A 9,157-nucleotide genomic window follows, 5' to 3' on the forward strand; every position below is an offset into this window, starting at 1 on the left:
GCGCGGGGTCCCCACCGGGCCGCCGCGGGCCGGCCCCCGTCGTCACGCCGGGGGCCGGCCCGTTTGCCGGTCGGCTCAGCGGTGGCGCAGGGTGGCCACGATCAGGTTGGGGTCGGTCGCGGTGACGTAGGCGGCGCTGGCCACCAGGACCGTGTGCCCGCGTACGGCCACCGAGGTGGGGTTCTGCAGCCCGTCGGCACCGGTCAGCAGGGTCCTGGTCCGCCCGTCGTGGTCGATGCCGACCACCGTGTTCGGCCCGTTGAGGGCGGCGACGACCCGGCCGTCGGCGGTGAAGGCGAAGTCGTCGATGCCGACCAGCCCGGTCGCCCTGACCTCGACGGCTCCCGGAGCGCCCTGCCGCAGCGGAATCCGCAGCAGGGTGCCCTGGTCCAGGTTGGTCACCCAGACCGCGCCGCCGCGCACCTTGACGCCGTTGACGCCGAGGAAGCCCGTCGCGGCGAGGGCGGACGCCGACGACCAGACCCGGACCGGACCGCCGGCCAGCGGCACCGTGGAGATGGTGCCGAGCACCGAGTCGGTCAGGTAGAACGTCCGGCCCGTCGGGTCGAGCGCCAGCCCGTTGGGCAGCCCGGTGGCGGGCAGCGCGGCGATCCGTCGGGGCGGCTGACCGGGCGTCAGACGGTAGAGGCCGGTGCTGGCGGCGTCGCCGCTGGCGTACAGGAAGTACAGGGTGCCGTCGCCGGTCCGGACGATCCCGGTGGTCAGGGCGAAGCCGAGCACCGGGGTGTGCACGCCGCCGTCGGCGGGGGCGGGCAGGGTGGCCAGCACCCGGGTCCGGCCCGCCGGGTCGACGGCGACGACCTGCCGGGCCGCCGCGAAGGTGAGGTAGGCGGTGCCGTCCGGGGCCCACGTGATGTTCTCCGGCAGCTGACCCGTCGCCGGGTCGAAGTGGACCGCGATCCGGGCCGGCAGGGCCGACGGGGCGACGGGGGCGGCCGGGACGCCCGCCGTCGGGCCGGCCACCGCCTGCGTCGCCGGTGCGGCCAGGACGCCGACTGCCGCGACGGCCACCGCGAGGGTACGGATTCTTCTGCGCATGGTTCGTCCTTCGTGGGTGTGCGGACCCGGAAGTGGGTCCGGTTTCGGGCACGGACGACCGGACGCCCCGTGCGGAGCGCCGTCGTCGCGTGGTGTCGGGCAGCGCCGACCCCCGCCGGACGACACGGTCCGGTGGCGGGCCCGGCGCGGCCGGGTGGGACGGCGGCACCCTGTCGGCGCCGCCGGGATCGGAAGTGGCGGGTCAGCCGGGCAGCGGTTGCCGGGCGGCGGCGCGGCCGGTGACCGCGGCGTGCACCAGCAGGGTCATCGCCGCCTGCGACGGGGAACCCGGTGCGGTGGTGGCGACGACGACCGTCTGGTCGTCCTCGGTGCGCAGGCTCTGCTGGGTGACGGTCAGCGTGCCGACCAGCGGGTGCCGCATCGCGTACGCGGCGGTGCCGCCGGCCTTGACCCGGTGGTCGGCCCACCGGGCGGCGAACTCGGGGCTGCCCACCGCGAGTTCGCCCACCAGCGCGGCCAGCAGCGGGTCCGTCGGGTGCTGCCCGGAGGTCATCCGCAGGGTCGCCACCACGGCCCGTGCCTTGGCCGGCCAGTCGACGTACAGGTCGCGGGTGTGCGCGTCGAGGAAGACCAGCCGTGCCATGTTGGGCCGCCGGTCCGGCCGGTGCACCGCGTCGGGCTCCAGGTGACCGGCGAACAGGGCGTGGCCGGCGGTGTTCCAGGCCAGCACGTCGAGCCGCCGGCCGAGCACCAGCGCGGGCACGTCCCCGAGGGCGGCGACGAGCTGGTGTACGGCCGGGTCGACCCGTTCCGGCGGGGGCCGGCGGACGGCCGGGCGGCGGGGGCCGGCGGCCAGCCCGGACAGGTGGCGGCGTTCCGCGGCGTCGAGCCGCAGCGCCCGGCTGAGCGCGTCCAGCACCTCGGGTGAGGCGTTCGTGGCCTGACCCTGCTCCAGCCGGGCATAGTACGAGGCGCTCACCCCGGCCAGCTGGGCCAGTTCCTCCCGGCGCCGCCCCGGCACCCGCCGCCGGCCGCCGTAGGTGGCCACCCCGGCCTCCTGGGGGCTGAGCCGGGAGCGTCGCGAGCGGAGGAACTCGCCGAGTTGTCGGTGCGCCTGCATGACTCCCAGTATCGGCGGCGGTCGACAGGCCAACCACACCCTGCGGGGGACAGGCACAGCGGGAATGCGTCACCTGACGGTCACCGTACGTCGATAACTGCGGATCGGCTCATCCGTTCGGCGGCCGTCTGCGTACCTCCGTCCGGCGGGCGTACCCCGCGTCGGCCGGGAGGAGCATGGCGGATGGACCGCAGACGGATGACAGCGATCGGCGTCGTGCTGGCGGCAGCGGGACTGACGGCGGCGGTGACCCTGCCGTCGTTCGCCGGTGACCAGGGCGCGCCCCGCGCCGGGGGGACCGACGCCCGCGCGGCCGGTGGGCCGGCTCCCGAGGTGGTGGACGCGCTCAGCCGCGACCTGCGGATCAGCCGGGACCAGGCGGTCCGGCGGTTGACCGCCGAGCAGCAGGCGACCGCCCGGTTGACCGGGTTGCGGGCCGCGCTCGGCAACGACTACGGCGGGGCCTGGCTCAGCGGCGACGGGTCCACCCACAACGTGGCGGTCGCCGACCCCGCGAAGGCCGACCGGGTCCGGGCCGCCGGTGCGGTGCCCAAGCCGGTCGACCGGGCCGTCGGCGAGCTGGACGCGGCGAAGACCCGGCTCGACGCGGTCGGCGGGCAGGCGTCCCCGGCCATCACCGGCTGGTACGTCGACGTCGCCACCAACTCGGTGGTGGTGCTCGCCCAGCCGGGCGCCGAGGCGCGGGCCCGCCGGTGGGCGGCGGGCAGCGGGGCCCCGGCGGACGCGGTCCGGGTCACCACCTCCCGGGAGCAGCCGCGCCCGCTGTTCGACCTGGTCGGCGGCGACCCGTTCTTCATCAACGACGTCGGGCGCTGCTCGATCGGCTTCGCGGTGGTCGGCGGGTTCGTCACCGCCGGGCACTGCGGCCGGGTCGGGGACCGCACCACCGGGTTCAACCAGGCCCGGCAGGGGGTGTTCGCGGCGTCGTCGTTCCCGCGTGACGACTGGGCGTTCGTGCGGACCAACGGCCAGTGGACCCCGCAGGGGGTGGTCAGCGACTTCAACGGCGGCACGGTGCCGGTCAACGGCTCCGTCGAGGTGCCGCCCGGCGCGTCGATCTGCCGTTCCGGCTCCACCACCGGCGCCCGGTGCGGCGTCGTGCAGGCCCGCAACGCCACCGTCAACTATCCGGAGGGGACGGTGACCGGCCTGACCCGGACCGACGTCTGCGCCGAACCGGGCGACTCCGGTGGCTCGTGGATCGCCGGCGACCAGGCGCAGGGCGTCACCTCCGGCGGCTCCGGTGACTGCACCGTCGGCGGTGTCACCTTCTTCCAGCCGGTCAACGAGATCCTCCAGCGCAACAACCTGACCCTGGTCACCGCGAACGGCGGCCAGCAGGCGACGCGACGCGGCCGGTAACCACCCCGGGCCCCGGTACCGCGGCCCCCGACCTCCACCGCCCGGAGGTCGGGGGCCGCTCGCGCGTCCGCGCCCGTCGGCCGGTGGCGGTCAGGGCAGGGCGGCGACCGCGGCGGCGTACGCGACGCCGGTGCTCACCGCCGCGTCGACCAGGATGCCGAGCTGCGTCGGGGCCACCCCGTGCGCCAGGTCGGTGGTGACGTCGCCGGCCAGCACCAGCTCACCGCCGGGCAGTTCGTGGACGTACGCCTTCGGCAGCAGCCGGTCGTGGTTCCACGCGTTGCAGAACTCGTACGCCTCGGCGAGCCGTCCCGCCGCCAGCCGCCGGGCCGCCACCACCCGGGCGTGCAGGATCTCCCCGTCCCGGCCCAGCAGGCGGAACTGCACGACCGCCTCGTCCCAGCGGCCGACCACCACGCCTGCGGCGTCGACGGCGTACACGTCGCCCCGGGTGTCCAGCACGGCGGTGAGCTGCGAAAGACTCAGCGGGGCCGGCTCCTCGGCCGAGGGCAGGAACGGTTCGTCGGCCGGGTCGTCGACGCTCTCCGGCGCCGGCAGGGGCACCGGGTCGCCGGTCGGCCGTTCGGCCAGCCAGGCGGCAATCCGCCCGGCGTGGTGCCCGGTGCCGTTGCGCGCGTCGAAGCTGCCCGCCAGCCGGGTCGCCTCGGCCAGCAGGTCGGTGCCGAGGGTCGCCACGTCCAGGTCGGCGGCGGGCCGGTCGGCGTGGCCGGGACGGCGGACCCGGCGGGCGGCCCGGCCGGACTCGGCGGCGAGCGCGCAGACCAGCGCCCCGGCGGCGGCGAACTCCATCGCCGACAGGTCGTCGTGGGGGTGGTCCAACCGGGGCAACTGCTCGGCGAGGAGGTCCAGCGCCCGGTCCGGGTGCCCGGCCAGCGCGCAGAACCGCAACTGCGCGGCCAGGTACGGCAACGCGGCCCGTTCCCGCCGGTGCCGCCGGTACGCCCGCAGGTGCGCCGTCGCGGCCCGACCGGCCGCCCCGGTGCGCAGCCACGGCAGCAGCCCCACCGCGAGGGCCCGTTCCGGCTGGTCGGTGCAGTCGACCCCGGCGTCGAGCGCGGGGCGCAGCGCCGCCAACGCGGCCCGGTCGTCGCCCCAGCCGGCGAGCAGTTCGGCGCGGCGTACCGCAAGGCAGGCGGGGCAGCCGCCCTCCGGGTCCGGCGCGGCGGCCGTCCACCTGTCGTACCACCGGCGGGCGGTGGGCTCGTCGCCGGCGTGGTCGGCGAGCCGGCAGCGTAACTGGGCGACCACGCCGGCCTCCGCGCCGACCCGTCGGGCCAGCGCGTCGAGCAGGGCGTTGGCCTGGTCCAGCCCGATCCGGGGGGTGCCGATCGCGGCCTCCACCGCTTGGCGCAGGTGCCGCCGCAGCAGTTCCGCGTCGCCGGGGCGGGCGTCGAGCAGGTCGGGGGACCGGTCCACGGTGGCCAGCAGACGGCGTACCGGCTCGATGATCCGCCACCGGCCCCCGTGCCGCAGGTACGCCGCCACCAGCGCGAACCGGGCGTCCAGGGCGGAGTGCGGGTCGCCGAGCGCGTCGGCACGGGCGGCGATCCGGTCGAGTTCGGCCAGCCGGGCCTCCCCGTCGGGCAGGTCCCCGGCGTCGGCGAACGCGGCGGAAAGGACCGGGTCGCGCGGCGCGGCCGGCCCGTCCGCCCCGGGAGCGAACCCGCCGGTCATCCGGGCGTCCGGCCGGGCAGTTGGCCGACGGCGGCGGCGAGCCGGCAGCCTTCGGTGATGCCGCGGTCGAGTAGCCGGTCGAGCTGGTGCGGGGTGACCCCGCGTTCCAGGTCGGTGATCACCTCGCCGCAGACCTGGGCCCGACCGTCGTCGTCGACGTGCACGAACGCCTTCGGCCAGAACCGCTCGTGGTTCCACGAGTTGCAGAAGGCGTAGAGCGCCGGCACGTGCTCGATGCCGAAGGTCGCCGCCGCCAGGGTGCGGACCTGGAGCAGCTCGCCGTGGCCGCCCTGACGCAGGAACCAGATCAGGCTGTCGTCCCAGCGGCCCACGAGGTCCCCGTCCCCGTCGGCGACCACGACGTACCCCCGGGTGCCCAGCACGGCGGCGACCAGGTCGGCGGTCAGCGGGCGCAGGGCCTGCGGGTCACCCGCGAGGGGGTCGGGACGGTCCGCGAAAGCAGGCGACGCCATCGGGCATCCCTTCTGAGGCGAATAACACGTCTGCGGGCGTGGTCCGTGCTGCGACGCGCGGACACGACCCGGAAAAGCGGCGATCTGCCGGGTCACGCCGTTACGGTGACTCTATGGCGGGCCGTACCTCTCAGGCGAGCCGGCGACGCGGCGCGTCGCCGCGCGGCACCACGAACAGTCGTGCCCGTCAGCCGGCGAAGAAGACCACCCGGGCGACGGCCCGGCGGCGACCGGCCCCCCGACCCGCTCCGGCGGCGTACGTGGGCCGGGCGGTCGGGGCACTGTGGATGGGTCTGGCGCACGGGGTCGGCTGGGGCTTCCGGGCCGCCGGCCGGCAGGCCGCCTCGGCCCGGGAGCTGGACCCGGAGCACCGCCGCGACGGCGCCGGCCTGCTGCTGTTCGGGCTGGCCATCCTCAGCGCGGTGGCGATCTGGTTCTCCGGCGCCGGCCCGTTCGGCGCGCGGCTGGCCGACACCGTGCGCCTGTTCCTGGGCGCGATCGCGGTGGTGGTGCCGGTGCTGCTGATGATCGGCGCGTGGCGGTTGATGCGGACCCCGGTGGCCCCGGAACACCGGGGGAGGGGCCTGGTCGGCTGGGGGTCCATGCTGGTGGCCACGGCGGCGATGCTGCACATCGGACAGAATCCGGTGGACCCGGTGCAACGCGACTACGCCGGTGGTCTCGTCGGTGCCGGGATCGGCGACCTGCTGGAGCGGGCGGTGACCGCCTGGGTGGCGATGCCGCTGCTGATCCTGCTGCTCGTCTTCGGGCTGCTGGTGGTGACCGCCACCCCGATCAACAAGATCCCGGAGCGGCTCGGTCTGCTCGCCGGCACGCTGGTCGCCCCGCCCGAGGCCCCGGAGCAGGAGGACGCGGAGCCGGCGGAGGTCGTCGCGAAGCCGGCCCGCAAACGGCCGGCCCGCAAGGCCGCGCCCCCGCCGCCCGACCCGGACGACTTCGACGACGTCGGCCCGGAGGTCGACCTCCAGGAGACGATCGTGCTGCCCCGCCGGCCGGCGAGCCGGGTGCCGGCCAGCCGTAAGCCGGCGGAGCCGCCGGAGCACTCCGCCCCGCCCACCCGCGCCGAGCAGCTCGCGCTGACCGGGCTGGCCGGCGACTACGTGCTGCCGCCGGCCAACATGCTCACCGGCGGCGCGGCCCCGAAGACCCGCAGCAAGGCCAACGACGAGGTGATCGCCGCCCTGACCGGCGTCTTCGACCAGTTCGGGGTGGACGCCGAGGTCACCGGCTTCACCCGGGGCCCCACCGTCACCCGTTACGAGGTCGAGCTGGGGCACGGGGTCAAGGTCGAGCGGATCACCCAGCTCTCCCGCAACATCGCGTACGCGGTGAAGTCGCCCGACGTGCGCATCCTCAGCCCCATCCCGGGCAAGAGCGCGGTCGGGGTGGAGATCCCCAACACCGACCCGGAGAACGTCGCCCTCGGCGACGTGCTGCGGTCCCGGGCCGCGACCAGCGACCACCATCCGATGGTGGTGGCCCTCGGTAAGGACATCGAGGGCGGCTTCGTGGTGGCCAACCTCGCGAAGATGCCGCACATCCTGATCGCCGGGGCCACCGGCGCGGGCAAGTCGAGCTGCCTCAACACCCTGCTGGTGTCCATCCTGACCCGGGCCACGCCGGACGAGGTGCGGCTGCTGCTGATCGACCCGAAGCGGGTCGAGATGACCGGGTACGAGGGCATCCCGCACCTGGTCACCCCGATCGTGACCAACGCCAAGAAGGCGGCCGACTCGCTGGAGTGGGTCGTCCGCGAGATGGACATGCGCTACGACGACCTCGCCGCCAACGGGGTCCGGCACATCGACGACTTCAACCGCAAGGTGCGCAACGGCGAGATCAAGGCCCCGCCGGGCAGCGAGCGGGAGATGCGGCCGTACCCGTACCTGCTGGTGATCGTGGACGAGCTGGCCGACCTGATGATGGTCGCCCCGCGCGACGTGGAGGACTCGGTCGTCCGGATCACCCAGTTGGCCCGCGCCGCCGGCATCCACCTGGTGCTGGCCACCCAGCGGCCGAGCGTCGACGTGGTGACCGGCCTGATCAAGGCGAACGTGCCGTCCCGGCTGGCGTTCGCCACCTCGTCGCTCGCCGACTCCCGGGTCATCCTCGACCAGCCGGGCGCGGAGAAGCTGCTCGGCCGGGGCGACGGGCTGTTCCTGCCGATGGGCGCGTCGAAGCCGGTCCGTATCCAGGGCGCCTGGGTGACCGAGCGCGAGATCGCCGACGTGGTGAAGTTCTGCAAGGACCAGCGTGAGCCGGAGTTCCGCTCCGACGTGCTGGCTCCGGCGCAGGACAGCAAGAAGAAGATCGACGAGGACATCGGCGACGACCTGGACCTGCTGGTGCAGGCGGTGGAGCTGGTGGTGACCTCGCAGTTCGGTTCGACCTCGATGCTCCAGCGCAAGCTGCGGGTCGGCTTCGCCAAGGCGGGCCGGTTGATGGACCTGATGGAGACCCGGGGGGTGGTCGGCCCGTCCGAGGGTTCCAAGGCCCGCGACGTGCTGGTCAAGCCGGACGAGCTGGACGAGGTGCTCGACGGCTTGCGCGGCGACGTGGACTGAGCCGGGGGCGTACCCCCCGACCGGGCCGGGACGTGCGACGGGCCCGCCGGGAATCCGGCGGGCCCGTTCGCACGGGTGCGTCTGGTCAGCTGTTCATCATGGCGCTGATCAGCACGAGGCTCAGGACGATGGCCACCACGTTCGCGGCGGCCGCGTACCAGCCCAGCGGCTTGTCGCCGAGTACCGCGCCGACGATGCCGAGCGCCAGGCCGATGATGCCGAAGATGACCGGCGCGATCAGCAGCGCGACGACGGCGAAGACGAACGCCAGGATGGTGCAGATGCGGGCGGCGTTGGTACGCGGGCGGGCGGGGGCGTGGGTGTCGGCCATGACGTCCTCCGTGGTCGGGGGCTGGTTGCTGTGGTGGTCGATCACTACCCACACCGGACGGAAACTACGCATCGGCCCCGGCGAGGGCCGGGCCACTCAGTGGAAGAGTTTGAGGCCGACCACACCGGCCACCACCAGCAGCAGGCTGAGCAGCCGGGGCAGGCTCGTCGACTCGCCGAGGGCGACCATGCCGACCACGGCGGTGCCGACCGCCCCGATGCCGACCCAGACCGCGTAGCCGGTGCCGACGGGGATGTCACGCAGCGCGTACGCCAGGCCGGCCATGCTGGCGACCAGGGTGACCGCGAAGACGGCCGAGGGCAGCGGCCGGGTGAACCCGGCGCTGCGGTCGAGGGAGACCGCCCACGCGGTCTCCAGGAGTCCGGAGAGCACCAGCACGATCCAGGCCATCGGGTATCACCTCGGGGGTGCGGGTCCCGGGCCGTCGGCCGGGGACGAGTCGATTCGGTACGGGGCGTCTTGGCCTGACCGGGTACGCCCACCACTCGTCCGGAGCGGCCACCAGCATCCGGCCACCGGTGCCGACGCT

Annotated in this window: 8 protein-coding genes and 1 riboswitch; of the genes, 2 read left to right on the plus strand and 6 right to left on the minus strand. The window is 75.1% G+C overall.

The window, feature by feature from the left end:
- Window positions 1–75: 75 nt before the first annotated feature.
- Window positions 76–1,059, minus strand: coding sequence for an SMP-30/gluconolactonase/LRE family protein (locus tag ACOJTC_RS31610; RefSeq protein WP_420119625.1), 984 nt, complete (start codon window positions 1,057–1,059; stop codon window positions 76–78).
- 202 nt (window positions 1,060–1,261) lie between these two features.
- A complete protein-coding gene (locus ACOJTC_RS31615) occupies window positions 1,262–2,140 on the minus strand; it encodes a helix-turn-helix domain-containing protein (protein WP_420119626.1) in 879 nt (292 codons plus the stop codon).
- 183 nt (window positions 2,141–2,323) lie between these two features.
- Between ACOJTC_RS31615 and ACOJTC_RS31620 the strand changes: the two genes are divergently transcribed.
- The gene (locus ACOJTC_RS31620; protein WP_420119627.1) at window positions 2,324–3,523 is read left to right on the plus strand and encodes a S1 family peptidase; all 1,200 of its coding nucleotides are present in this window, start codon (window positions 2,324–2,326) and stop codon (window positions 3,521–3,523) included.
- 90 nt (window positions 3,524–3,613) lie between these two features.
- Here the strand turns inward: ACOJTC_RS31620 and ACOJTC_RS31625 are convergent, their stop codons facing one another.
- Both ACOJTC_RS31625 and ACOJTC_RS31630 read right to left on the minus strand, forming a co-directional pair.
- Entirely contained in the window at window positions 3,614–5,218 is a 1,605-nt protein-coding gene (locus ACOJTC_RS31625) for a YbjN domain-containing protein (protein WP_420119628.1), read from the minus strand.
- Window positions 5,215–5,691, minus strand: coding sequence for a YbjN domain-containing protein (locus ACOJTC_RS31630; RefSeq protein WP_204923905.1), 477 nt, complete (start codon window positions 5,689–5,691; stop codon window positions 5,215–5,217). The genes ACOJTC_RS31625 and ACOJTC_RS31630 overlap by 4 nt, the downstream gene beginning before the upstream one ends.
- Before the next feature lie 113 nt (window positions 5,692–5,804).
- Between ACOJTC_RS31630 and ACOJTC_RS31635 the strand changes: the two genes are divergently transcribed.
- Window positions 5,805–8,276: a DNA translocase FtsK 4TM domain-containing protein gene (locus ACOJTC_RS31635; RefSeq protein WP_420119629.1), complete on the plus strand. Its 2,472-nt coding sequence runs from the start codon at window positions 5,805–5,807 to the stop codon at window positions 8,274–8,276.
- Window positions 8,277–8,361: 85 nt separating this feature from the next.
- On the opposite strand, the gene ACOJTC_RS31640 is transcribed toward ACOJTC_RS31635, so the two are convergent.
- Both ACOJTC_RS31640 and ACOJTC_RS31645 read right to left on the minus strand, forming a co-directional pair.
- Complete coding sequence (locus ACOJTC_RS31640; protein WP_307826077.1) at window positions 8,362–8,661, minus strand: hypothetical protein; 300 nt, start codon at window positions 8,659–8,661, stop codon at window positions 8,362–8,364.
- Window positions 8,662–8,703: 42 nt separating this feature from the next.
- Complete coding sequence (locus ACOJTC_RS31645; protein ID WP_204923907.1) at window positions 8,704–9,018, minus strand: DMT family transporter; 315 nt, start codon at window positions 9,016–9,018, stop codon at window positions 8,704–8,706.
- Between the two features lie 58 nt (window positions 9,019–9,076).
- A riboswitch (guanidine-III (ykkC-III) riboswitch) is annotated at window positions 9,077–9,147 on the minus strand.
- Window positions 9,148–9,157 lie beyond the last annotated feature (10 nt).

It is taken from the genome of Micromonospora sp., from assembly GCF_048594385.1.
Classification (GTDB): Bacteria; Actinomycetota; Actinomycetes; order Mycobacteriales; family Micromonosporaceae; genus Micromonospora; species Micromonospora wenchangensis.

Bases quoted from the DNA above. Each gene is read 5' to 3' on its own strand.
- ACOJTC_RS31610 (WP_420119625.1), bottom strand. From the start codon at position 1,059: ATGCGCAGAAGAATCCGTACCCTCGCGGTGGCCGTCGCGGCAGTCGGC.
- ACOJTC_RS31615 (WP_420119626.1), bottom strand. From the start codon at position 2,140: ATGCAGGCGCACCGACAACTCGGCGAGTTCCTCCGCTCGCGACGCTCC.
- ACOJTC_RS31620 (WP_420119627.1), top strand. From the start codon at position 2,324: ATGGACCGCAGACGGATGACAGCGATCGGCGTCGTGCTGGCGGCAGCG.
- ACOJTC_RS31625 (WP_420119628.1), bottom strand. From the start codon at position 5,218: ATGACCGGCGGGTTCGCTCCCGGGGCGGACGGGCCGGCCGCGCCGCGC.
- ACOJTC_RS31630 (WP_204923905.1), bottom strand. From the start codon at position 5,691: ATGGCGTCGCCTGCTTTCGCGGACCGTCCCGACCCCCTCGCGGGTGAC.
- ACOJTC_RS31635 (WP_420119629.1), top strand. From the start codon at position 5,805: ATGGCGGGCCGTACCTCTCAGGCGAGCCGGCGACGCGGCGCGTCGCCG.
- ACOJTC_RS31645 (WP_204923907.1), bottom strand. From the start codon at position 9,018: ATGGCCTGGATCGTGCTGGTGCTCTCCGGACTCCTGGAGACCGCGTGG.